Genomic DNA, 22,097 nt, shown 5'->3' with positions numbered 1-22,097 from the left:
CTCAGTCGGTGAACTCCGACAGCTCTCGCCGCCGGCGTTCGTCGGCTGGTACGTTCGTGATGATGACCTCGGCGACCTCACCGCGGTTGTCCCCGTCCGAATTGATCGCTCTGGTCGCCTGGACGATCTCCACCTCGAACGAGTCGTACTCTTCGTACAGTTCCGCCACGGGCGGGGAGTTCGAGAGGACGACGCGGACGCCGGCCTCGTCCAGGTCGACGGCGAGATCGCGGAGGCGGCGCTGGTCGTCCCTGTCGAACCCTTCGGCGTGGTAGTCGTTGAAGTCCGCCGTCGTCGACACTGGCTGGTACGGCGGGTCGAAGTAGACCAGGTCACCGGCGCTGGCCGCTTCGCGGACGTACTCGAAGTCGTCGTTGTGGATGGCGGTGTCCTGGAGCGCTTCGCTGACGGCGCGGACCCGCTCGGCCTGGACCCAGTCGGGGTTGACATAGTTGCCGACGGGGACGTTGAACTCGCCGTCCTGGTTCTCGCGGTAGAGGCCGTTGAAGCAGGTGCGGTTGAGGTAGATGAAGAGGCTCGCCTCGCGGACGCGCTCGTCCGCCGTCTTGTCGTCGATAGCGTGTAGTCGGTTGAACTCGTCGCGGGCGTCGTAGTAGTAGTCGTCCGAGTGTTCGTGTGTCCGGTTCTCCTCGACGAGTCGCTCGGGCTGGCGCTGGACGACGCGATAGAGGTTCACCAGGCGTCGGTTGATGTCGTTGATCGAGCCCTCCGCGGGCGCGAGGTCGAAGAAGACGGCGCCGCCGCCGAAGAAGGGCTCGTGATAGCGCTCGTGGGACTCGGGGAAGCGAGCAGTGATCTCGGAGAGTAACTGGCGCTTCCCGCCCGCCCACTTCAGCACCGGCTGGACCATCACTCACGAGTGGACCGCTCTACACCATAAATCCCCGTAAGCGTGGCCGGTCCCGTTGCACCCGCCCGCGTTCGAGTCTCGGGACGACCAGGGGAATCGTTCCCGGATCGAACAGGAGGGGTCGTCCCGGATCCGAACACGTTCGGGTCGGTTCTCGATCCCTGAGACCGCTTCTCGCCCGCTGAGACGCCGCTACCTGGTATATGCGGGTGGTCGGACAAGCAGTAGGTAGAGGGAATCACCTATGTCATCAGTCCCGCTCACGACGCGTCGGCGCGTGTTGCAAGCCCTCGGTGTCGGCGGTGCGACCGCCGTCGCCGGGTGCGTCTCCACGCCGGGGACCATCGAAGAACCGCAAGTCGACCAGAGCACGCCCCAGGAGCCATCCATGAACCCAGCCAAAGCCACCGACGTCGACCGCGTCGCCGCGGACCCGACCGACATTCCATCGCCCATCGACCGTGACGAACCGACCACCCACGACATCGAGATGACGACGAAGGAAGTCGTCGCCGAGGTCGAGCCCGGGGTCACGTACACGTACATGACCTTCGACGAGCAGATTCCGGGGCCGATGATCCGCGTTCGCGTCGGCGACACGGTGAACCTCACTGTCACCAACGACGAGAGCAACTCGATGCCCCACAACATCGACCTGCACGCGGTGCGCGGGCCGGGCGGCGGCGCCGAGGCGTCGATGGTCACTCCCGGCGAGACCGCGACGTTCCGGTTCAAGACGACGTACGCGGGCGCGTTCGTCTACCACTGCGCCGTGCCGAACATGGACTACCACATCTCCTCGGGGATGTTCGGGATGATCCTGGTCGAGCCAGAGGAGGGTCTGCCAGCGGTGGACCACGAGCTCTACTTCGGCCAGCACGAGCTCTACACCACGGGTGAGGCCGGCGAAGAGGGCCACCACGACTTCGACTTCGAGACCCAGCGTGCGGAGGACCCGACCTACGTCCTCGTCAACGGCGAGAAGTACGCCATCACGCCGGACGGCTACGGCGTGCCGACCGTCGGGACCGACGAGACGGTCCGGGTGTTCTTCGCCGACGGCGGGCCAAATCTCACGTCCAGCCTCCACCCCATCGGGTCGGTCTGGGACGAGGTGTACCCGCAGGGGTCGGTCGAGTCCCGGCCGCAGGTCAACGTCCAGACGACGCCGGTGATGCCAGGCTCGGCCGTCGTCGCAACGATGCACAATCCCGTACCCGGACCGATCAAGCTGGTCGACCACGCGCTGAGTCGGGTCGCCCGGAAGGGCGCGCTGGCCGTCGTCTCGGTCGAGGGCGAGGAAGACCCAGAGATATTCGACGCCGACCCGGCCTGAGCAGTCGGTGAGGGCGCCTCGCAGTGGTGGTTGCCCCTTTTTACCGGCGTTCGCCGGTAACTGGCCACCTCGAACACCGGTACGGGCTGACGACCACCACTCTCAGCTGTCTGATCCGCCGTTCCCGTCTCCGTTTTCTTCGCCGGCGCGGTTCAGGAGCCAGCCACCGCCGAGCAGGCCGCCCGCTGCGGCGAAGAGACCGAACCCGGGACCGGCCCCGCCGCTGGGCCCCTGTGCGGCCCCGCCTGCCTCTGTAGCTGCACCGGTCTCCGTGATCCCCTCGCCGGGCTTGGTGCCGGCGTCGACGTTCCGGGCGCCTATCTGTTCGAGCTCGACGGCGACGTACCCGCTCTCACACGGTATCTCGTCGTTGATGATGAACAGGTCGCCACCGCCGATTTCGGCGCGCCGGGGGAGGTAGAGCTGCGTTCGCTGTTCGTACTGGTCGGCCCGGCGGTCGAACAGCGTGACGTCGTACGTGAGCGTGTCTTCGTCCCCCCAGTCGACGGCGTCGCACTGGTCGGCGATGCTTGCCTGGACCGGTTCGACCGGCCGGCCGACGTGGATCCACATCCCGACCAGGTCCCCCTCGATGTCCTCCTGTTCCAGCGTGACGCCCGTGGTGGTGACCCGCGAGGGCGTCTCGCTGGCCGCCGTCCCGTCGGCCGTCGTCTCGTCGGTCCCTGCCTCGCCGGTCCCCGTCTCGTTCTGGGCGGCGGCGACGCCGCTCGCCGCGACGGTCCCGACTGCCGCTCCGCCGGCGCGAAGCACTGTTCGTCGCGAGTACGCGGTCCCGCTGTCGTCGAACTGACTGCTCGGTGGGGGATCTGACATTACGTACACAGATTGGCGGCTGACGGGGAAAGCAATTCCGCGGACGGCATCCGACTGGTACGTTATCGAATTACCGGGCCGCCCGCTCGCGCGTGGGCGTAATGAAGTGACTTTTTAACGGATGGGGGCGTAGCCCGCTTCAAGATGTTCAACGCTATCGTGAGCGCGGACACGCTCCAGGCTGCTCTCGACTCTGTGAGCGTGCTGGTGGACGAGTGCAAGATCCACCTCGACGAGGACGGCATCGAGATCCGTGCCGTCGACCCGGCCAACGTCGGCATGGTCGACATGACGCTGGAAGCCAGCGCCTTCGAATCCTACGAGACCGACGGCGGCCTCATCGGCGTCAACCTCGCCCGCCTCGAGGACATCGCCGGGATGGGCGACGCCGGCCAGCTCGTCCACCTCGAACTCGACGAGGAGACCCGCAAGCTCCACATCGCCATCGACGGCCTGGAGTACACCCTCGCGCTCATCGACCCCGACTCCATCCGCCAGGAGCCGGACCTGCCGGATCTCGACCTGCCGGCCCACGTCGTCATCGAGGGCCGCGACATCGCCCGCTCGGTGAAGGCCGCCGACATGGTCTCGGACCACATCGCGCTCGGCGTCGATTCGGCCGACGAACTGTTCTACGTCGACGCGGAGGGCGACACCGACGACGTCCACCTCGAACTCGACGAGGGCGACCTGATCGACCTGACCGCCGGCGACGCACACTCCCTGTTCTCGCTCGACTACCTGAAGAACATGAACAAGGCCATCCCGAAGGACGCCGAGGTCCGGATGGAACTGGGTGAGGAGTTCCCCGTCAAGATGCACTTCGACTTCGCCGAGGGCCAGGGCAACGTGACGTACATGCTGGCTCCCAGAATCCAGAGCGAGTAACGCCCGCTTCGTCTCTCCGATCTTCTCTTATCGCTACGGTCCGCAGCCGCGCGGTACGGCAGTCTTTGCCGACCACCAGGGTGGGAATGAAAGGGGCGGCCGGTTCGAGGAACCCGGCCGACGTAAGCACCGGAGGCCGAAGGCCGAGGAGCGCAACGAGGCCTGGGACTCGAACCGGCCGGGGCTTTCCTCTGTTGTCGATAGTTTATCTGCCAGTCCCAGCAACTGCAACTACGTCTAGTCTTGCGAGCGTCTGACGCATGATTTAGTAGAACGAATACGACGGATCCACTATGGAGAGTCTCGGCGACGCCTACACCGGTTCACGCTTCGAGGGGCGGGACCCGAGACGCGTCTACGCCGGGGCCGCGCTGGTCGCCGTCGGCGTGGCAGCCATCGTCGCGGCCATCGTCGTCGGGACCGGGTCGGTCAACGGCCTCGTCGGCGCCGACGGCGTCGTCGCGGCCCAGGGCATCGCCGGCGTCGTCGCGGGGCTGGCCATCCCGGCGCTGATGATCGGCGTCGTCGTCGTGCTGCCAGCGAGCCGTCGCGAGCGCCTGGGCGTCCTCGCCGGGACCGTGCTCTGTCTCGGTGGTGTCTGGCTGTTCACGCAGTCCTATCCGCACAGCTGGACCGACGGGGCCAACCAGATGGCGTTCCCGACGATGCTCACCTACTTCGCCGGGGGTAGCCTCGCGTTCTGGTTCGTCTTCACCGCCATCGCCGAGTTCCACGTCCGGAACAACCCGACCGACGAGGTCAGCCTGGAACTCAAGCGGCAGGGCGAGACGAAGACTGTCCAGCTGTCCCGGCAGGAGTACCAGCACTACCGGAAGGCCATCCGCGGCGACGGCGGCCAGACGGAGCAGGTTATTCGGGAACTGGAGTCGCGGTTCGACGACTGAGCCGGTTCGAACGGGCCGATTGTCGCGTTCTCTCGACACCTCGAGTCGCCGTCGACACACTGACTTGCCGTCCGTGCGACGCGCCTGTATGATCAGCCAGGGGTTCATGGTCGGCCAGCGGGCGGACTACGAGGACGCGCTCGCGTTCGCCGACGACCGGGAGTTCGACTTCGTCGAGGTGAACATGGAACACGGGTTCGAACGGCGGACCATCGATCCCGAAAGTGTCGGCGACGCCGCGGTCGACCACGGCGTCGGCCTGGTCGCGCACCTCCCGTATCGACTGGACCCCGGGTCGCCCCACGAGCACGTCCGCGAGGGGGCGATCCGGGAACTGGAAGCCGCGCTCGACGCGGCGGCGGCGATGGGCGCGGACCGGGCGGTGTTCCACGGCGTCTCGAAGGCCCACCCGGACACCTGGGACCACGACGACGTCCGGGAGTGGATATACGACACCGTCCGGCGGGTGGCGGGACACGCCGACGACCTGGGGGTCACGCCCTGCGTCGAGAACCTGAAGTCGCCCTACTTCGGCGCCGGGGACTTCCCCGACCTCTTCGAGCGGACCGACGCCGCGGGCTGTCTCGACACCGGGCACGCCTACGTGACCGGGCAAGGGGGCAAAGAGCAGGCGGACCTGATCCGCGAGCACGGCGACCGCATCGACCACGTCCACATCAACGAGACCCGGCGGGACGAGGAGGACGAGCACCTGCCCGTCGGCCTCGGATTCGTCGACTTCGACGCCATCGCGACGGCGATGGTCGAGACGGACTGGGAAGGAACCTGTACGCACGAGCTGTGGCCCTACCGGCCGGAGTACGCCGCCGAGAGCAGGCGCCAGTTCGAGCGCCTACTCAGCGAGTCGTCACAGGTGGCGTGATCGAGAGGGCCGCCGGCACTCTCCGGTTCGTCGTCGCGGTCGTCGACGTCTCACAGACGCTTTTGCCGTTCACGCCCGGTCTGTCGTCGTCCTATTCACCTGTCTGTCATACGTATTGGTGAGACGGGGGCGACGTGCCTACATTTATTCATCAGTACGCGTAACGACATAGCGATGCAACCACTCCACGCGCGCTACCCGTTCCTCCAGTCGGCCCGGGAGGCCGTCGACGCTGCTGGCGTGGACCTGGCGCAGGTCGTGGCGACGGAGGACGACGTCGTCGAGCGCGCGCTGGAGCGCGTCGAGTGGGCGATCACCGACGGGAGCGTCGGCGAGCCACACCGCCGGACGCGGGTCGAGTTGCTCTCCTATCCCGTCGCGCGCGTCCTCGTCTCGCTCGTCGACGCCCACGTCTGCACCCGGAAGTACGCCCAGGCCGAGGCCGAGTCGGCCCGCGAGCGCTTCGGCGAGGAGTTCGCGGCCGACGACGAGTTGAAGAGCACCCGGACGGAGCGGCTGCGACTCGCCGACCTGCTCGCCGAGTTCGACCTGACGAGTTCCGTCCACGAGGACCCGGACGGCGACGGCTACCGCGTCGACGTCGGCGCGTACCTCGACCTGGCCGCGGACCAGTGGGGCGACGAGTGGCGGCTGGTCAACCGGCCGCTCACCGACGGCCAGGTCCCGGTCACCGAGCAGGAGCTCCACGTCCTGCTGAAGCAGGCGATCCGCCACCGGATCGACGACGGCCTGCCGTTCTCGGTGCCCGACGCCATCGCCGACGAACTCACCGACGAGGTCGAGCGCGTCCAGGAGGTGCTCGCCGACCTGGACCTGACCCGCGACATCGACACGGTCGTCCCGGAGCTGTTCCCGCCCTGTATGCAGGCGCTGCTGGACAAGGTCCAGAAGGGCGAACACCTCGAACACCACTCGCGCTTTGCCATCGCCACGTTCCTCACGAGCATCGGGATGACGACCGACGAGATCGTCGAACTGTTCCAGGTCAACCCGGGCTTCGGCGAGGACGCCACGCGCTACCAGGTCGACCACATCCGCGGCGACACCAGCCCGACGGAGTACTCGACGCCCTCGTGTGCGACGATGCAGTCCTACGGCGACTGCATCAACCCGGACGACCTCTGTGACACCATCTCGCATCCGATGGCCTACTACGAGAAGAAGATCGACGACGCCGAGGACGACGAACTCGAAGACTGGCGCGACGCCCAGGAAGCGAAGTCGGAATCAGACTGACGGAGAGAGCGACGGGGCGCCGACCGCGGCAACGACCCGTTCAGAACTCCATGCGTTCGAGCAAGAGGCCAGCGCCGAGCATCAGCACGATGAAGAGGCCGAGCACGCCGACGAGCATCGTCCCGCCCTCGGCGGTGAGGCTGCCGTTGGCCCCGTAGTTAGAACTGACGTAGACTGCCCCGGCGATAAACAGCGTCACGGCACCGCCCGCCAGGAGGAGCTGGTAGACCGTCTCCCGATCAACGTCCATGCCCTGCCGTTTTTCCGGCCTGGCCAAAAGCGCTTCGAAGGGTGGCTGTCCCTCGATCAGCCCCGGATCACGGTGCCCTCTTGCGATTCCACCGAGACATTTAGGCTCGTCGAGCACCTATCTTTCGACTGGACGCCGACGCAAAGACAGCCGCGTCCGTACTGCTATGACGCTCATCGAACCCCACACGGACACCCGGAAGACCGCACTCGCACCGGACCTTCGCCGGCTCGACGACCGGGCCGCGCGCGCCTGGACCGAGCGGATGGCGGTCCGGCCGCTGGGCGAGGGCCGCTACGCCGTCGACGCCGAGAGCGGCGCGACGTACGTCGTCGACCTGCCCGAGCGCTCGTGTACGTGTCCCGACAACCGGATCCGACACCAGCACTGCAAGCACCTGCGCCGCGTCGCCATCGAGATAACCTCCCATCGCGTGCCCCCGCCGGGCAAGACCCTGGCGCGCTGTGACTCCTGCGAGGCGGAGACGTTCGTCGAGGAGGACGCGCCCGGTCCTCACCTCTGTCCCGCGTGCAACCTCGAACCCGGCGACGTGGTCTTCGACCGCGAGACCGGCGACCGCCTCGTCGTCCGGGCCGTCACCGACCGGCGGGCCGACGAGGTCGCCATCGACGCCGCCGACACCACCGTGGCCGACTACCCGACCAACGAGGGATACCCGACGGACGACCTCGTGGTCGAGGCGAGCTATTTGAGCGACGTCACGCGCCGGCGGACCCGGGACAGGCGCTACTCGTTCCCGCTCTCGCGCCTGGAACTGGCTGACGACGCCGAGCTCGTTCAGTAGCCCGTCTCGCTCCCGAGCTGGCTATCTTCTCGAACCGTCGGGTCGTCTCGGGCAGTGTCACTCGTCCCCATCGTTGCGCTCTCGTTCTGGTAGGCCTTGGCGAACGTGTAGAACGCCGCCACCGTGACGAAAAAGGTCGCGAACGGGAGGAACGGGTAGAGGAGGTAGCCGATCAGTATCACGGTCAGCGTGCCGACGAACGTCTGGATCCCGAACAGGACGCCGGCCTGGACGAGCCACGCCATCGCGTAGTCGCTCGACTTCGCGACCGGCACCAGGCGCTCTTTCGAGAACGCCGCCCGGACGTCGCCGGTGTCGGCGTAGATGCACACGGATATCGGATACAGATAGCTCACCGCCAGCGAGTACGCCATCGCCAGCAGGGAGAGGAGGACGAACACCAGCAGCGAGAGCACGCCGAGGGCGGCAACGGTCGTCTCCACGTCCGACCCGCCCATCGCCGCGCCGCCACCGACCAGGGCAACGAAGCCGACGGTGACGACCAGGCCCAGGAGGACCAGCGGGAGCGCGTACCCCAGCCCGACGAGAACGGAGTAGCCGCCGTCGACGAGCAGTTCCTTCCAGTCGCCGAACGCTGGCGGGTCCTCGTTCCCGGCGTAGGTCGCCCTGACGACGCGGACGTAGTACCCGGCGAGGACGAGGCCGACCGCCAGCCAGGCGGGCGCCAGCAACAGGATCAGGATGGCGACCGGTGCGAGAAAGATGGAGAGCACGAGGAGTGCGAAAAACGCCAGCGTCAACAGCGACGGCACCCCGCCGCCGACGAGAAATCGCTTCAGTGTCCCGTCCCCACGGAGCGGATAGCCGAACGCGTCCTCGTAGTCGATAGCCATTTGTGACGACATTCTGCCGCCCGTACAAACCAGTTTCCCGTCAGTCGCCTCCCGTGAGCGTTCGCCTGGCCGCTGCGTATCGAAGAACCGTCACTGCAACATCGCCGCGGCGTCCTCGACGGAGAGGTCTCCGCGCTCCAGCGCCGAGAGGACGTCCAGTGTCGCCTGGTCGGGTTCGTCGTCGGCCGCCCGCCGTTCCTCGATCTCGTCTAGGGTCACCTTGCGCGTGTCGCCGACGAACTCCGGGAAGTCCGTCCCCTCGGCGACGGCCGTCTCCTTCTTGACGCGGTAGTTCCCCCCGTCGGTGATGTAGAGGTCGCCGGGATGGAAGAAGTACCAGTCCTCGCGGTCGAAGCGGACGCCGACGCGGGGTTTGGCGCCGAAGTTTCGCGAGAAGAAGAGCAGCGCGTCGATCTCCTCGCCGTCGAGGTAGATGGGGTCGCCGGCGCTGGATTTCGCCTCGATGGCGTAGAAGGTGTCGCCGTCGCCCGCCAGCACGTCCGGGAGCTCGCGCTCGGTGGCCGACCCGCTGGCCGGCGCCCGCATCACGGCGAAGCCCGCCTCGTCCAGCGCGTTGACCAGTTCGCGTTCCCGCCTGTCGCCTTTCGCGTTCGAGTTCGACATCGTCGGTCCTCAGCGGTCGCTCCCGGTCCGCGCGTCGTTCGAAAGTCGATGGAAGCGGGCGGTCCGGCGGTCCTCGTTCGCGTTCGAATCCGGCATCTGTCGAGTGCTTGCACTCGGGGCGTTTAGCCCTGTTGGGACCGGAGCGAAAGTGAAGGCGGGCTCGCCGTTCGGGTTCTGGCGGCGCCGTGCTCTCGGCGCCCCGCTTTCCCACCCTTTTACCTCACACCACCCCCAGGCTACCCTATGACCAACGACGAACTCATCGCGGCCCTTCGCGACGCGGACGCCGTCAGGTACGGCGAGTTCGAGCTCTCCCACGGGGGCACGAGCAGCTACTACGTCGACAAGTACGTCTTCGAGACGGATCCCCACTGCCTGGAACTCGTCGCCGAGGCCTTCGCCGAGCGGCTGGCGGCGCTGGGCGACCAGAAGCTCGCCGGCGTGGCGCTGGGGGCGGTCCCCCTCGTCGCCGTCACGAGCGTCGAGACGGGGCGGCCCTACGTCATCGCCCGCAAACAGCAGAAGGACTACGGGACGGCGAACCTCATCGAAGGGAATCTCGAAGAGGGCGAGGAGGTCGTCATCCTGGAAGACATCGCGACGACGGGCCAGAGCGCCGTCGACGCCGCCGAGGCGCTGCGGGAGGCGGGCGCCGAAGTCTCCCGCGTCGTCGTCGTGGTGGACCGGGAGGAGGGCGCCCGCGAGAACCTCGCCGACAGCGGTCTCGAACTGGCGTCGCTGGTCACCGCCTCCGAGCTGCTGGCCGACGCGCCCGACGACGTCGACGCGGCCTAGTATCGGCGGACCGAGCATTTCTCGCCCATCCCAGTAGCGATAAGAGGGGGTCCGTGCATGTACCGGTAACATGGCCGTGGGAGACACGCTGAACGACGTGTTCGACCTCGACGAACACGACACGAACGTCCGGACTGAACTGCTCGCCGGGTTGACGACGTTCCTGACGATGAGTTACATCGTGGTCGTCAACCCGACTATCCTCTCGACCGCTATCCAGCCGGCGGGGATCGGCCCCGACAGGACCTTCCAGATGATCGCCGTCGTCACGATCATCGCCGCCGCGGTGGCGACGATGGTGATGGCGTTCTACGCCAACAGACCGTTCGGGCAGGCGCCCGGCCTCGGGCTGAACGCCTTCTTCGCGTTCACCGTCGTCGGCGCGCTCGGGGTCGATTGGCAGACGGCGCTGGCCGCCGTCGTCGTGGAGGGCATCGTTTTCATCGCACTGACCGCCGTCGGCGCGCGCGAGTACGTCATCCGGCTCTTTCCCGAACCCGTCAAACTCGCGGTCGGCGCGGGTATCGGGCTGTTCCTCGCCATCATCGGTCTCGAAGAGATGCGCGTCGTCGCCGGCGACCCGGCCACCTTCCTCACCTTCAGTCCCGTCTTCGCCTCGGACCCGGTCGCCGTCGTCTCCGTGATCGGCCTGTTCGTCACGCTGGCGCTGTACGCCCGCGGCGTCCGCGGGTCGGTCGTCCTCGGCATCGTCCTGACGTCGATCATGGGCTACGCCGCCTCGGCGCTGGGCTTCTCGGCGTTCCCCGCCGACGAGGTGCCCGGCGGGGTCATCCTCAAGGACAACATCCCCCTCGCCCCCGACGTCCCCATCGTCTACGACGCCGCCAGCTACAACATCGCGCCGCTTGCCGGCGCGTTCGTCGACGGTCTCGGGAACGTCGAGGCGTTCTCCTTCGCGCTCATCGTCTTCACCTTCTTCTTCGTCGACTTCTTCGACACCGCCGGCACGCTCACCGGCGTCTCCCAGATCGCGGGCTTCCTCGACGAGGAGGGGAACCTCCCCGACATGGACAAGCCCCTGATGGCCGACGCGGTCGGCACCACCGTCGGCGGCATGCTCGGCACCTCCACCGTGACGACGTACATCGAGTCGGCCACCGGCGTCGAGGAGGGCGGCCGCACCGGCCTGACCGCCCTCGTCGTCTCGCTGCTCTTCCTCGCATCGCTCGCCGTCGTCCCCCTCGCAGCGGCGGTCCCGACCTACGCCTCCCACCTCGTCCTGGTCGTCATCGGCATCGTCATGCTCCAGAACGTCGTCGAGATCGCCTGGCAGGACTACACCTACGCCATCCCCGCCGGCCTCACCATCATCGTGATGCCCTTCACGTTCTCCATCGCCTACGGCATCGCCGCCGGCATCATCTCCTACCCCATCGTCAAGGCTGCCCAGGACGACTGGCGTGACGTCCGCCCCGGCCAGTGGGTGCTCGCGGCCCTGTTCGTCGTCTACTTCTTCGTCCGCACCGGCGGCGTCCTGGGGTAGTTCGGTTCTGGAGTTCGCTGGGGCTCTTCGGTCGGTCGCTCGTCGCGAGAGTTCGCTCAGTCTGGGTTCGAAGTGAACGTCACACGGCGCTAGTACCCCGCATCGTCGGCGTGCACGGACCAGTAGATCTGTACACCGGCGTGGCGGCGGTCGAGATGCTCCTGGAGTACCGCTCCCGTCTCGAACTCGGTGGTACAGATGTCACAGAAATACTGCTGGCGTGGCCGCGGTGCCGTTTCTCGCTGAACGTCACCGGGCGCGTTCCCGTGCCGGGTGTCGTCCCGACCGAAAACTGACGAATTCACTACCGTCGATAGCCTATCGAAAGCCAGGAACTTCGGGTGGTCGACAATGAGCTCCGAGACGACGGCGAACGGAATCGCGATCAGGACCACCACGCCGACGATGTCGGTCGTGAGTTCCGCATCGGTAGCGATCAGGACTGCGAGAATGTCTTCGGTCACGCCGAAGACGAGCCCGACGACGAAAAACTCGAGCACGCGCTTGAATCGACCGTGATGCATATTCTGAAAACGGGTTGTCAATACTTTATTCGACCTCTTTCGTTCAAAAGCACGTGGCATCCGGTTGGGCAACTGCTCCCCGTGCGGTGATTCCGTCCGATATCGTCTCGACGCGCTTTGTCGGTTCGCCCTGCTGACCAGTCACGCGTCGACAGTCAACCGGTTGCATCAGCGACCTCGTCCGACGACTCCTCTCGACCGTCGGTCCAGTTCCAGGCCAGCACGTTGACGGAGACGCCAAGGACCAACAACCCCCACGTCGCCCACCAGGACTGGTACCAGAGGACGTCCATCATGACCACCGGGCCCTTCACGAGGGGCCAGAGGGGTTCGATCCGCGTCGAGACGTCGGGCGCCGAGAGCATGTCGGCGAAGATGTGCGCGAGACTGGGGACCCAGACGGTGAGAAAACCGATCTGGAGGGCCTTCTCCTGCGCTCGCACGGAGACCCAGCCGGTGCGGTCGCCGATGCGTCTGAAGAGCATTCCGACGAGCGGGCCGAGGGCGGCGGCGAGTACCGTGACGACCAGGACGGTGTGCAGGAGGCCGTGGTGGTGGATGCCCGCGGCCCACTCCGAGAGGACGAGGTCGACGTCCGGTAACATCCCGAACCAGAATCCGACGGCGACGACCAGCGCCGCGGTCCGTCGGTGCTCGACGTAGTACCAGACGGGCGCGAGCCAGAGCAGCGCCATGCCGAGGTGGCCAACGACGTCGACCATACCCGCGAAATACGCGCTTCGCGCGGAAGGCTCGCACGCCTAATCCATTTGGCACGGTTGGGACCGTGTCGCGTTCACGACCGGGTGTGGGCGAGGCGGTCGCCCAGGGCCGGTGCGCCGACGGCGCCGCCGCCGGCGAGGACGGCGCCGAGGAACGCGACGACGAGCCCGGGGGTGAGCGCGTAGACGGCGCCGAAGAGCGCGGCGGCGACGGCGAGCACGGCGACGGCCGCCATCACTTCCCGCCCGCTGGAGGGGTGTGCGGCCGTCGCCTCGGCGACGGCGCGCCACGCGACCCAGGCGCCGAGCGCCCCGCCGAGCGCCGTCACGCTGTCGAAGGTGAACCCGGTGAACAGCCCGAGCACCCCGGCCGCGACGGCGAACAGCAGCACCAGACCGGGCTCGGTGCCGCCGTCGGAGAACCGGTAGAGCGCGCCGAGGGCGAGCAGGCCGAGGGCGACGCCGACGACCACGTCGACGGCGTAGTGCACGCCGAGGACGAGCCGCGAGAGCGAGACGAGGGCGACGACCGTTCCCGCGACCGCCAGCCGGCTCCGCCGCGTTCCCCGGTCGAGTATCAGCGCGACGCCGCCCCAGACCATCGTCGTGCCCAGCGCGTGCCCGCTCGGGAAGCCGGGGCCGTGTCCCGTCGCGATGTCGGCGAACACCGGCTGGAGGACCGCCGGGATCCACCCCAGCGCGGGCGCTTCACTGGCACCGGGCGGGCGCGGGAGCATGAACGCGTGCTTCAGCACGCCGATGAGGGCGACGTAGGCCAGCACGAGCCCCAGCACGAACAGCCCGCGTCGGCGGTCGATCCCCCACCGCGGGAGCCGCTCGCCGGCGACGTAGAGCGCGCTGCCGAGGGCGAAGAGGAACCAGACGTCGCCGAGTTGCGTCACCAGCGCGAAGAGGACGAGCACCGGCCACTCGGCGTAGCCGTGGAGCAACTCCGTGATGCCGACGCCGCGTCCGTTTAGCGCCACGTTGCAAGGTGGATGCCTCTCTCAGTGTTAAATCCCCGCACTGTCTCGATCGGTCCTGTACGGCCCGCGCAACACACCGTGGGCCTGATAGGACTCGGCGTCCAACGTACCGCCGATGGCGAACCTCGAACTCTACGAACTCGACGGCTGCCCGTACTGTGCGAAGGTCGTGAACAAGCTGGAGGAACTGGGCCTGGAGTACGACTCCCACATGGTCCCGCGCTCGCACTCCGAGCGGACCGAGGTCGAGGCGGTGTCGGGCCAGACCGGCGTCCCCGTGCTCGTCGACCCCGAGAACGACGTCGAGGGGATGGCCGAGTCCGACGACATCGTGGCGTATCTGGAAGAAGAGTACGGGAGCTAGGCTGGTCCCTCCGGTCGGAACCAGCTTACAGACGAGCGGGGAGGAACGACCCGCGAGTCGGACGCCTCGGCCTGACTCGCGGAGCGCGCTTTCGAACTACTCCCGGCGGTCCGACTCGCTTCATCACCGCCTGCAACCGATGGGGAGCGGTGGCTACGCGAATCACTGTGAAACAACTCGTCGCTGGCCTTTAGCGTCGTGTCCTACTCGGTACGGGCTTACAACCACCACTATCAGTCGGCGCCGGTCTCAGGCCGACTCTTCGGCCGGGTCGCCCGACCGGTCGAGGATGAGGTCCCGCAGTTCGTCGGCCTCCTCGATGCCCTCGATCTCCTCTTCCTCGACGAGGGCGGTCCCGTCGACGGACTCGCGGCTGGCGCGTTCGACGACGTACACCGACCGCGTGCGGGTGACGTGGCCCACCGAGGACATGATCCGGGCGCGTTTCTCGGCGGTCTTGGTGAGTTCGGAGTGGCCGGTGAGCATCTGCTCGCGGCGGTGCTCGTTCTCGCTAACGGTCTTGAACGGCGCCCGATCCGTCGGGTGGACGTCGAAGCCGATGCGGGTGAAGACGGTGACGATGCCCTCGTCCTCGGGGGCAACGTCGGGGTCCGCCGGCGTCTCCTCCTCGTCGCGGATCTCCTCGGCGCCGTCGAGGACGCTCACCGGCGAGGTGAGCGGCTCCTCGAACAGATCCTCGAGTTCGGCCGCCACCTCGACGGAGGCGTCCATCCCGTCCTCGTACTTCGATACCGTCCGTCGCGAGACGCCCAGCTCCTTGGCCAGGCGGCCCAGCGACCACTCGCGGTCCTCGCGGGCGTCCGCGAGCACCTCGCTGTCGATGTTGACGTACAGGCCGCCCGGCGCGGCGTAGATGAGCGGCGGCACCTCCTCGACGAACAGCTCCATCGCCGTGTCCGGCGAGAGGACCGGCACGCCGTGGCGGAAGTAGGTCACGCCCGGCTTCAGGTCCTCGTCGCGGGTCCGCAGGCCGATGACGATGGGCGTCGCGTTGAGGTAGGTGCCCAGTCGACGCATCTCGGCGCCCGTGCTGGCGTCGAAGGCGTCGATGTTGGCCAGAATCTTCACGAGCAGGACGTCCTCGCCGCGGCGGGCGGCGACGTCGAAGCTCTTGGGGCGGATCGCACACCGGTCGCTCACGAGGAATCCGGCGTCCGTGAGCATCGCGGTGACGTTCTCCACCAGTGCTGACCGTGACATGTGCCTCTAGAGAGTATAAGTAACTCGCCCCATATATGCGTTGCGCCGGTGATATGGGCGCTGTACCGCGGTTTTTCTGGCGGCCTACGATACGTTATTATACGTTGACGTGTCGTCTGAGAACTAGCTGAGGTAAGTGTCCGGGGAGGCCTGGCCGCTCCATTCGATCGTTATTGGTGGCCGGTAGGGCTGCTACCAGCGGAAATCTTCTCGACCGCTTTCGCGGCCATCGATAGACGAAACCCGGAAGGCGGGGCACACACAACCTCTCGCCAGTGACGGTCATCGGACTGGACGACACGGACTCCCGCGATTCGGGGATGTGTACGACCTACGCCGCGGCCACGCTGGCCGACCGGGTAGCGGCCGCTGGCGGGACGGTCGAGCGAACGCTCCTCGTCCGCCTCAACCCCGCCGTCGAACACAAGACGCGAGGGAACGCTGCGCTCGCGGTCCACTGCGACCTCGACGCTGCGACGGCACTGGGACTCGTCGAGGACGTCCTGGCGATGGCCGAAATCGACGACCCGAAGACCAATCCGGGGGCGGTCGTCGCCGACTGCGGCCCGGACGCCGTCCCGGACCCGGTCGCCGACCACTCCCGCCGAGCCATTCGAGAACTCCTGTCGATCGACGACGCACGCGGCCTGATCGACGAATCTGGGTTCGCCGCCGTCGCCGAGGGGAACGGCCGGGGACTCGTCGGTGCCCTGGCCGCCGTCGGCGCCTGGCGGGCATTCGACGACTGGACCTGCGAGTGCATCTCCTACCGGGAGCGCGAGCGGTGGGGAACCGAACGGGACGTCGACGACGAGTCGCTGTTCGCGGCGGCCGACGAGCATTACCCGCAGGCCTGGGACACGGTCGACCGCGGCGAGAGGTACGCCGTCGCCGTCCCGCGGACGCCCTGTCCGATCCTCCACGGCATCCGCGGCGACGACCCGGCGGCGGTCCGGGCGGTCGCCGACGCGGTCGAGAGCGAACCGGTCGCGGGTCGTCACCTGTTCGTGACCAACCAGGGGACCGACGCCCACCTCCGGGACGAAACGCTTGCCAACGCGATGGAAGGCGGTGCTTACCGGGTCGACGGGACCGTCTGCGAACCGCCGGAGACCCGCGCTGGCGGCCACGTCTTCACCGCGATTCGGGATGGTACCGACACCCTTGCCTGCGCGGCCTTCGAACCGACCAAGCGATTCCGCGACCGGGTCCGGGCGCTCCGCGTCGGCGACCGGGTCACCGCCTGCGGCGAGGTGAGCGACGGGACCCTCAAACTGGAGAAGTTCGCCGTGCGCGACCTGGTGACAGTCGAGCGCGTCACGCCCACCTGTCCCGACTGCGGCCGGTCGATGGAGAGCGCCGGGCGGGATCAGGGGTATCGCTGCCGGGACTGTGGCACGTCACAGGCCGAGAAGGCCGAACGACGGCTGGAGCGGGACCTCGAGGTCGGCTGGTACGAGGTGCCGCCGTGTGCGCGCCGGCACGTAGCAAAACCGCTAGTCCGGGGTGGTTTCGACGCGCCGACGTATCCCGAGCGGTGAGTAATTCGACCGCGTGCGAGCCTGTGGCGAGCACGCGCCTTTTTTGGTCCAGATTTTTCGAGGAGTGGTCGCCGCAGGCGACCCGACGAAGAAAAAGGTGGTTGCGAAACCGCTGGTCCGGGGTGGCTTCGACGCGCCGACGTATCCCGAGCGGTGATCGCGGCGATGATCGATCGCCTAACATCGCGAGCCCTTCCGTTTAGGGAGTTATTATCTCGATTAGGTTGTCCTCTGGGTCGCGGATGAACAGTATCCGGGCACCCGTGGGCGTCGTCTGTGGCTCGCTCAGGGTCTCCACGTCGTCCGGCAGCGACTCGTAGAAGGCGCCGACGTCGTCGACTTCGAAGCCCAGGTGCTTGGCCCCGCGCTGGTTGACGCTCTCGGCGGTGCAGGGTTCGCCCGCGGGGTCGTACTCGATCAACTCGACGCGAACTCCCTGGGCGTCCAGGTGGGCGAATTTTCCGGTCGCGTTCGGGACGCCGACGCCGGTTGCGAACGACTCTCCGGAGCTCTCGAACTCCGTGAGAACGTCGAAGCCCAGGACGTCGCGATAGAATTCGACGGCCTGCTCCAGGTCTGAGACGGTCGTTCCGACGTGGTGTGCGGTGAGGTCGGTCACGCGTGGGATAGCGGGGGCGAGGCGAAAAGCCGTGTCGGTCGTCGCCGGGTACCTTATCACTTCGATATGTCGGATCGAATGATTGACTCAGTAACGATAACGCCGCGTGAACGGTGGTAGACGCCAGATAACAATGCCTCTGTAGTTGCAAGCTGCTGTCGATGAGCCACGAGCCGCCATCCGAATCACGCGACCCGCTCATGGAGAGCGGACCGACCTCGCCGCTGCCCCAGGACGAGTTCCCCAAGTACCCGCTGTCGACCGTCGTCGAGCCGCGCGCCGACGGGTCACGTCGCTGCATCTTCTATCCGGAAGAGGAAGCGGACGAGGCCGCCGCCGAGACCTGCTGGCTCGCCGCCAACCACGACCTGGTCGTCTCCATCGCACAGTGGCGGTGAGGTCGCCTCGCCCGGTCTCTCTTCTTACTCGGTCACTCTCCCGCTGGTGAGCCACGGCTCAGCGAAACAGTCCGCGTCGCCCACTCCCGGAGCGCCGCGACCGTCGCCCGCTCGACGCGGGAGACCGGATGGTCGGCTCCCAGTTCGTCGCTCTCTAACGCGTTGAGGACGGCCACGTCCGCCCGGTCGCAGTAGTCGCGGACGCGGTGGGGCGCGTCGGCGTCGTGCTGCCGGGGAATCGTGGCGTCGTTGACGAAGACGGCCCGGGGCTCGGCCGGCGCCGCGTCGAGAAGCTGGTCCGCTCGTTCCGCGTTCTCCTCGGCGAGCGCGACGGCGTCAGACTGACTGCCGGCCGACGCGCGCGGCGCGTGCGCTTCCAGCCGCCCGACCCAGCCGTCGTCCGGAATCGCCGTGAAGCGGTCGAGCCGCCCGCCGAGGAGACGGCCGTCGCGTTCGAGTTCGGGCGCGAAGTCCAGGACGACCAGACCCTCGGTTCCCTCGCGTTCGATCCACGTCTCCAGGGCCCGTGCCGTGAGCCGCGTCTTCCCGGTGTTCGACGGGCCGACGATCAGGGTCGACCCGGCCAGCGGGAAGGGGAGGTCGCTCACGCCGTCTGCGACCCCGTTCCGAGTTCCTCGGTGACGTACTTCGCCAGGAGGCCGACGGTGGCCAGGCCGAGCGCGACCGCGAAGGCGAGCACGAACCCGGAGAGCGGCGTGACGCCGCCCGCGACCTGCTCGCGGACGAAGTTGGCCGCCAGGGCACCGGCGACGGTCACCAGCGCCAGTCCGCCGACGTTCGAGAGGGTGGAGTTCGGCACGTCCACCGCGTCGGAGTTCAACAGGTAGAGGACGACCGCGATGGCGAACGGCGTCCCGACCGTCCCGAGCGCGAGCACGAGGACGAGCTGGCCCAGCACCGCGCCGCCGATGAACGCGCCCGGCGCCGACAGCAGCGCGACGCCGACCAGCAGCGCGCGGTATCTGTTGTCGTCGACCGTCGTTCCCCAGCCGAACTTGTCCGCAAGCAGGAATGGCGGAACGATGGTGTTGGCGCCCAGCGTCGAGACGGCGGCGCCCCAGAGGCCGACGAGGAACAGGAGCTGTGCGTTGTCGCCGGCGACGGGGCCCAGTGCCTGTGCGGCGCCGACGGCGGTGAGGTCGCCAGAGGTGAGGACACTCGCCGCCACGAGGAAGATGGCGAGGCTGTAGACGCCGAAGGCGACGAGCATCGACGCGCCGACGTCGAACGTCGCCAGGCCGTAGTCCTCGCGGGTCCACCCGCGCGAGCGCATCGTGTAGGAGTGCATCGTGATCAGCGTGATGTGGACGGCGCCGCCGAGGATGCCCGCGGCGACGAGCGCGCCACCCGGCGGGACGCTCGGGACGAGCCCCGCGGCGGCCGCGCCGGCGTCGATGGGCACCACGAACAGGCTGGCGACGAAGGCGACGACGACCCCCAGCACCAGTACTTTCGCCGCGACTTCGAGGAACCGGTACCCCCGGCCGGCGAGGCCGGCGGCGAGCACCACGGCCCAGGCGACGCCCCAGATCCTGGCGTCGACGCCCGTTACGGTCGCGGATACGGTTGCGACGGTCTTCATGATCACCAGCTGCGCCACGCCCGAGGCCACGACGGCGTCGGCGACCAGCAGCCACGCCCACGTCTCGCCGAGGGTGTCCTCGACGACGCCGACGATGCCCCGCTCCGTCAGGAGGCCCAGCCGCATCGCGAGGTACTGTGCGAGCGCCCCCGCCCCGGCCGAAAGCACGACCACCCACAACATGCTGTAGCCGTACGCCCCGCCGGCGGTGACCAGGCTCCCGATGGTCGCCGGGCCGGCGGCGACGGCTCCCGCCACCCAGGAGGGCCCCATCTCGCCGAGATACTCGGTGAGCGTCTCGCTGACGCCGGCCGACTCCTCCGCCGAAGTCACGTTACTCATCGGTGGTACCACTGGGGGGTTTCGTTAAAAGCTGGCGATAAAGGCCGTCTGAACGGCGGAAATCTTCGGTTTCGGTAACACGATCGGCGTCGGAGAGCGGTCGACCCGGCCGGACTGACGGCAGGCCGGGCGGTCAGGCGGTTGGTTCAGCGGCCGCTCGTCGGGCCAGGTGTCTGGAGGAGCGAGGGACGGAACGAGCAGCGGCGCAGTCGCTGTCGGCCAGTGTGGCCTGCGAGCGCGTGAGCGCCCGTCGCCGCGTTACGCGCTACAGATCTGGTGCAGGTCGTCCAGGCAGTCGATGTCCCAGGTGGGCCAGACGTTGAGCTCCCAGTCCGTCCGGTGGGGCCGGCGGATGAACGCCGAGTCGATGCCGGCGTTCTCGGCGGCTCGGATGTCGGACTCGTTGTCGCCGACGAACAGCGCGGAGTCGGCGTCGAGATCCGAGAGCGCGCGGTCGATGTAGTGGGAGTTTGGCTTCCGGCGGTCGAGGCTCTCGATGGTCGCCTCGCGACCGTAGGCGGCGCCGAAGTGGTGTCCGACGTCGAAGTGGTCGAGCAGGAAGTCGACGGTGGCCTGCTGGTTCGAGCTGACGATGCCCATCGCGGCGTCGAGGTCCGCGAGCGTGTCGACGTCGTCGTAGAACGTCTTCCGGCCGGCGCGTGCCTCTTCCTGCTGGGCACGCGACATGGTGTCGTCGCGTGCGCGCCAGAACGTGTCGGGGTGCAGATCGTACGTGGTACAGATGTCGTTGACCTGTCGGGGGGTCGCACCGATGGTCATGTCTTCGACGTGGTCGGGGTCCGGGTCGGTCACACCGAACTGTTCGAACGTGTCCTGGGTCGCCTCCCGCAGGACGTCGAAACTGGTTCGACCGACGAGGACACCGTCGTTGTCGAAGACGACGGTATCGTAAGTCACACTCGTACTGCGCAGTTCAGCGTAATAAGAGTTTCATTCAGTAGGGTTATACGTGCCAACATGCCACACGGGTGGGTGTGCACGGTCGACCACTCACGATTTATACCGGGCGTCGCCCAACGTGGCTGCATGTCGCTGCGGTTGCCGAGCGAGGTCGTCGTCGAGCAGGTGTTGCCCACGCTCCGCGTGCTGCTGGCACGGGAACTCGCCGACCGCGGGCTCACCCAGCAGGAGATCGCCGACCACCTCGGCGTCACCCAGGCCGCCGTCTCGAAGTACGTGGGCGACGCGCCCCCGGTCGAAGCGCGCATCGCCGACCACCCGCGGACTGCCGAGACCGTCGAGCGCGTCGCCGACGGCCTCGCCGGCGGCGAGATGGACCCCTACGACGCGCTCGCCGAGGTGCTGGACCTCGTGCGGGCCTTCGAGGACCGCGGGCCGATCTGCGAACTCCACGAGGAGGCGATGCCGGCCCTGCAGGGGCTGGGCTGTGACCTGTGCGTGCGAGGCCAGGACCAGGTGCTCAGCGCCGAGCGGGACGTGCTCGCGAGCGTTCGCAAGGGCGCCCGCGTCCTCGCGACGAGCCCGGGGATGGCCGCGTTCGTTCCCAACGTCGGCTCGAACGTCGGCGGTGCGCTGCCGGAGGCCGCCGACCCGACCGACGTCGCCGCGATTCCGGGCCGCATCTACGCCATCGGCGGCCGCGTCGAGGTGCCGGCGAATCCCGAGTTCGGCGCCTCGAAACACGTCTCGACGCTGTTGCTGGCGGCGACGGGCGTCGACCCCGCGACCCGCGGCGCGGTCAACCTCGCGACCGACGACGCGCTGCTCGACGCCGCCCGCGACCGTGGGATCGATCCCCTGGCGTTCGACGCCGAGTACGAGAACCGCGGGGAACGACTCCGCGAACAGTTCGCGGCGCGCGGCGGGGAGGTACCACGCGTGCTCTATCACGAGGGCGCGTTCGGCATCGAACCGATCACCTTCGTCCTCGGGGAGACGGCGGAGGCGGCCGCGCGGCTCGCGGCGGACCTGGTCGAGAGCGCACGATAG

At 67.8% G+C, this 22,097-nt stretch carries 25 protein-coding genes; 12 read left to right on the top strand and 13 right to left on the bottom strand.

Annotated features, from left to right (window positions below):
* Nucleotide 1: 1 nt before the first annotated feature.
* Nucleotides 2-871, bottom strand: a complete 870-nt coding sequence (locus BM337_RS00470) for a DNA adenine methylase (RefSeq protein WP_089812843.1) — start codon at nucleotides 869-871, stop codon at nucleotides 2-4.
* A 244-nt stretch (nucleotides 872-1,115) separates the two neighbouring features.
* On the opposite strand from BM337_RS00470, the gene nirK reads away from it, so the two are divergent.
* Nucleotides 1,116-2,207: a copper-containing nitrite reductase gene (nirK, locus tag BM337_RS00465; protein WP_089812841.1), complete on the top strand. Its 1,092-nt coding sequence runs from the start codon at nucleotides 1,116-1,118 to the stop codon at nucleotides 2,205-2,207.
* Between the two features lie 102 nt (nucleotides 2,208-2,309).
* On the opposite strand, the gene BM337_RS00460 is transcribed toward nirK, so the two are convergent.
* Nucleotides 2,310-3,041 (bottom strand): hypothetical protein, encoded by a 732-nt coding sequence (locus tag BM337_RS00460; RefSeq protein WP_089812839.1) that lies wholly within the window; start codon nucleotides 3,039-3,041, stop codon nucleotides 2,310-2,312.
* A 144-nt stretch (nucleotides 3,042-3,185) separates the two neighbouring features.
* Between BM337_RS00460 and BM337_RS00455 the strand changes: the two genes are divergently transcribed.
* The 4 genes from BM337_RS00455 to priL all read left to right on the top strand — a co-directional run bounded on the left by BM337_RS00455 (nucleotide 3,186) and on the right by priL (nucleotide 6,974).
* Complete coding sequence (locus BM337_RS00455) at nucleotides 3,186-3,929, top strand: DNA polymerase sliding clamp (protein ID WP_089812837.1); 744 nt, start codon at nucleotides 3,186-3,188, stop codon at nucleotides 3,927-3,929.
* A gap of 293 nt (nucleotides 3,930-4,222) precedes the next feature.
* On the top strand, nucleotides 4,223-4,834 hold the full coding sequence (locus BM337_RS00450; protein WP_089812835.1) for a cell division protein CdpA domain-containing protein: 612 nt from the start codon (nucleotides 4,223-4,225) through the stop codon (nucleotides 4,832-4,834).
* An 88-nt stretch (nucleotides 4,835-4,922) separates the two neighbouring features.
* Nucleotides 4,923-5,717 (top strand): sugar phosphate isomerase/epimerase family protein, encoded by a 795-nt coding sequence (locus BM337_RS00445; protein WP_089812833.1) that lies wholly within the window; start codon nucleotides 4,923-4,925, stop codon nucleotides 5,715-5,717.
* A 174-nt stretch (nucleotides 5,718-5,891) separates the two neighbouring features.
* Nucleotides 5,892-6,974 (top strand): DNA primase regulatory subunit PriL, encoded by a 1,083-nt coding sequence (gene priL, locus BM337_RS00440; RefSeq protein WP_089812832.1) that lies wholly within the window; start codon nucleotides 5,892-5,894, stop codon nucleotides 6,972-6,974.
* Between the two features lie 40 nt (nucleotides 6,975-7,014).
* Here the strand turns inward: priL and BM337_RS00435 are convergent, their stop codons facing one another.
* Nucleotides 7,015-7,224, bottom strand: a complete 210-nt coding sequence (locus BM337_RS00435; protein WP_089812830.1) for a DUF7472 family protein — start codon at nucleotides 7,222-7,224, stop codon at nucleotides 7,015-7,017.
* 166 nt (nucleotides 7,225-7,390) lie between these two features.
* Here BM337_RS00435 and BM337_RS00430 point away from each other — a divergent pair, with 166 nt between their 5' ends.
* The gene (locus tag BM337_RS00430) at nucleotides 7,391-8,029 is read left to right on the top strand and encodes an SWIM zinc finger family protein (RefSeq protein ID WP_089812827.1); all 639 of its coding nucleotides are present in this window, start codon (nucleotides 7,391-7,393) and stop codon (nucleotides 8,027-8,029) included.
* Here BM337_RS00430 and BM337_RS00425 read toward each other — a convergent pair.
* Together BM337_RS00425 and hjc are read right to left on the bottom strand one after the other, a co-directional pair.
* Nucleotides 8,023-8,883, bottom strand: a complete 861-nt coding sequence (locus BM337_RS00425; protein ID WP_177227093.1) for a DUF4013 domain-containing protein — start codon at nucleotides 8,881-8,883, stop codon at nucleotides 8,023-8,025. The two genes, BM337_RS00430 and BM337_RS00425, sit on opposite strands and share 7 nt — an antisense overlap.
* Before the next feature lie 90 nt (nucleotides 8,884-8,973).
* Entirely contained in the window at nucleotides 8,974-9,507 is a 534-nt protein-coding gene (gene hjc / locus BM337_RS00420; RefSeq protein ID WP_089812823.1) for a Holliday junction resolvase Hjc, read from the bottom strand.
* 243 nt (nucleotides 9,508-9,750) lie between these two features.
* On the opposite strand from hjc, the gene pyrE reads away from it, so the two are divergent.
* Nucleotides 9,751-10,302: an orotate phosphoribosyltransferase gene (gene pyrE, locus BM337_RS00415; protein ID WP_089812821.1), complete on the top strand. Its 552-nt coding sequence runs from the start codon at nucleotides 9,751-9,753 to the stop codon at nucleotides 10,300-10,302.
* Nucleotides 10,303-10,372: 70 nt separating this feature from the next.
* A complete protein-coding gene (locus BM337_RS00410; protein WP_089812818.1) occupies nucleotides 10,373-11,806 on the top strand; it encodes an NCS2 family permease in 1,434 nt (477 codons plus the stop codon).
* Nucleotides 11,807-11,895: 89 nt separating this feature from the next.
* Here BM337_RS00410 and BM337_RS00405 read toward each other — a convergent pair whose 3' ends face one another.
* From BM337_RS00405 to BM337_RS00395, 3 genes are all read right to left on the bottom strand, one after another.
* Nucleotides 11,896-12,330 (bottom strand): hypothetical protein, encoded by a 435-nt coding sequence (locus BM337_RS00405; protein WP_089812817.1) that lies wholly within the window; start codon nucleotides 12,328-12,330, stop codon nucleotides 11,896-11,898.
* Between the two features lie 155 nt (nucleotides 12,331-12,485).
* Nucleotides 12,486-13,052, bottom strand: coding sequence for a metal-dependent hydrolase (locus tag BM337_RS00400; protein ID WP_089812815.1), 567 nt, complete (start codon nucleotides 13,050-13,052; stop codon nucleotides 12,486-12,488).
* 74 nt (nucleotides 13,053-13,126) lie between these two features.
* Complete coding sequence (locus tag BM337_RS00395) at nucleotides 13,127-14,038, bottom strand: phosphatase PAP2 family protein (protein ID WP_089812813.1); 912 nt, start codon at nucleotides 14,036-14,038, stop codon at nucleotides 13,127-13,129.
* A gap of 115 nt (nucleotides 14,039-14,153) precedes the next feature.
* Between BM337_RS00395 and BM337_RS00390 the strand changes: the two genes are divergently transcribed.
* Nucleotides 14,154-14,402 (top strand): glutathione S-transferase N-terminal domain-containing protein, encoded by a 249-nt coding sequence (locus BM337_RS00390; RefSeq protein WP_089812811.1) that lies wholly within the window; start codon nucleotides 14,154-14,156, stop codon nucleotides 14,400-14,402.
* 249 nt (nucleotides 14,403-14,651) lie between these two features.
* On the opposite strand, the gene BM337_RS00385 is transcribed toward BM337_RS00390, so the two are convergent.
* On the bottom strand, nucleotides 14,652-15,623 hold the full coding sequence (locus BM337_RS00385) for a transcriptional regulator (protein WP_089812809.1): 972 nt from the start codon (nucleotides 15,621-15,623) through the stop codon (nucleotides 14,652-14,654).
* A gap of 275 nt (nucleotides 15,624-15,898) precedes the next feature.
* Between BM337_RS00385 and BM337_RS00380 the strand changes: the two genes are divergently transcribed.
* Nucleotides 15,899-17,164: a tRNA(Ile)(2)-agmatinylcytidine synthase gene (locus BM337_RS00380; RefSeq protein ID WP_089812808.1), complete on the top strand. Its 1,266-nt coding sequence runs from the start codon at nucleotides 15,899-15,901 to the stop codon at nucleotides 17,162-17,164.
* 199 nt (nucleotides 17,165-17,363) lie between these two features.
* Here BM337_RS00380 and BM337_RS00375 read toward each other — a convergent pair whose 3' ends face one another.
* Nucleotides 17,364-17,783, bottom strand: a complete 420-nt coding sequence (locus BM337_RS00375) for a VOC family protein (protein ID WP_089812806.1) — start codon at nucleotides 17,781-17,783, stop codon at nucleotides 17,364-17,366.
* A gap of 161 nt (nucleotides 17,784-17,944) precedes the next feature.
* On the opposite strand from BM337_RS00375, the gene BM337_RS00370 reads away from it, so the two are divergent.
* Entirely contained in the window at nucleotides 17,945-18,181 is a 237-nt protein-coding gene (locus BM337_RS00370) for a DUF7511 domain-containing protein (RefSeq protein ID WP_245778571.1), read from the top strand.
* A gap of 32 nt (nucleotides 18,182-18,213) precedes the next feature.
* Here the strand turns inward: BM337_RS00370 and BM337_RS00365 are convergent, their stop codons facing one another.
* The 3 genes from BM337_RS00365 to BM337_RS00355 form a co-directional block, all read right to left on the bottom strand.
* On the bottom strand, nucleotides 18,214-18,789 hold the full coding sequence (locus BM337_RS00365; RefSeq protein ID WP_089812804.1) for a hypothetical protein: 576 nt from the start codon (nucleotides 18,787-18,789) through the stop codon (nucleotides 18,214-18,216).
* Nucleotides 18,786-20,126 carry a divalent metal cation transporter gene (locus BM337_RS00360; protein WP_089812802.1) on the bottom strand — a complete coding sequence of 447 codons (1,341 nt, stop codon included), beginning with the start codon at nucleotides 20,124-20,126 and terminating at the stop codon, nucleotides 18,786-18,788. Before BM337_RS00360 ends, BM337_RS00365 begins: the two co-directional genes overlap by 4 nt.
* 258 nt (nucleotides 20,127-20,384) lie before the next feature.
* Nucleotides 20,385-21,044, bottom strand: coding sequence for an HAD family hydrolase (locus BM337_RS00355; protein WP_089812800.1), 660 nt, complete (start codon nucleotides 21,042-21,044; stop codon nucleotides 20,385-20,387).
* Between the two features lie 129 nt (nucleotides 21,045-21,173).
* Between BM337_RS00355 and BM337_RS00350 the strand changes: the two genes are divergently transcribed.
* A complete protein-coding gene (locus BM337_RS00350) occupies nucleotides 21,174-22,097 on the top strand; it encodes a thiamine-phosphate synthase family protein (RefSeq protein WP_089812798.1) in 924 nt (307 codons plus the stop codon).

Origin of the sequence: Halomicrobium zhouii (assembly GCF_900114435.1) — an archaeon.
In the GTDB taxonomy this organism is placed as follows: domain Archaea; phylum Halobacteriota; class Halobacteria; order Halobacteriales; family Haloarculaceae; genus Halomicrobium; species Halomicrobium zhouii.
Note: the sequence above shows the minus strand (reverse complement) of the source record. Positions and strands in the feature narration are given on the sequence as shown.